Annotated in this window: 1 protein-coding gene; it reads right to left on the bottom strand. The window is 74.3% G+C overall.

Annotated features, from left to right (window positions below):
* Positions 1-839 (bottom strand): ATP-binding cassette domain-containing protein (locus tag HUX53_RS35370; RefSeq protein ID WP_309237588.1); only part of this gene is annotated, 839 nt, incomplete at its 3' end.
* Positions 840-1,000: the final 161 nt, after the last annotated feature.

The raw sequence follows: 1,000 nt of genomic DNA, 5'->3' as shown, positions 1-1,000 counted from the left end.
CGTGGTGTTGGCCTTGTCGTTTTGTTGGGCGGGGTCAGATGTGGATAGGGGACGGGGGCCGGCGTGTTGGCGCCTTGCCGGGCCAGCGTGTGGGCGTCCTGCTGGGCCGGCGTGTTGGCGCCTTGCCGGTCGAGGGCGTCGATGCCCTGCCGGTTGAGGGTGTCGGCGGTGCGGCGGTCGGCGGCGGAGCGGCCGCGGCGGGCGGCGGACGAGTGCGTGGGCTGCTCGGTCAGCCGGCCGCGGGCGAGCGTGAAGAGGCGGTCGCACCAGCCGGTGAGCGTCTCGGTGGCGTCGGCGGTGACGACCACGGTGGGCGCCAGCGCGCGCAGCACCGGGATCAGTTCCGACATCGCGGCGGTCAGCGCGGACCCTCCGGGACCGGCGGCGCCGGTCGGCCACGGCTCGGCGGCGGCGCACAGCGCGCCGAACGGGTCGTCCAAAAGCACGACGCTCGGCTCGTGGACGCAGGCGGCGGCGAGGCCCGCGCGCAGCCGGACCTCCGGCGGCAGCAGCGCCAGCTCCGTCCCGGCGGCGTCGGCGAGGTCGAGCCGCCGCAGCATGGAGCGCGCCGCGGACGCGCTCGTCCGCTTGTAGTACGCCGCGTACGCGACGAACTCGCCGGCCGTCATGTTCTCGGTGCGGGAGAACCGGGCCGGCAGGTAGCCGATCCCGGCCCGCGCGGCCCGCAGCCCGGCGGCGTTCGATATGTCTTGTCCGAGAATGCGCAGCAGGCCGGCATTCGGCCTGCGCAAGGTCGCGAACGTGGCCAGCAGAGTGGATTTCCCGGCACCAGGTGGACCGGCCAGGCCGACCACGCCTTCGGGCACGCCGAAGGTCACCGGGCGCAGGAGCCACCGCCCCCCGCGGCGGACACCCATTCCTCGGGCCACGATCACGGAATGCTCCGCGATCACTAGTGTTTCCCCCCGTTGCTCGTCATGCGGTCGCGGCGCCGGCCCGGGCGCCTCGGCGGCGGGTCCCTGTCTCCTATACCCATCAT

The sequence above is a fragment of the Actinomadura sp. BRA 177 genome, assembly GCF_013372625.1.
Taxonomy (GTDB): Bacteria; Actinomycetota; Actinomycetes; order Streptosporangiales; family Streptosporangiaceae; genus Spirillospora.
The sequence above is the reverse complement of the archived record's forward strand: the minus strand, read 5'-3'. Positions and strand labels throughout refer to the sequence as shown.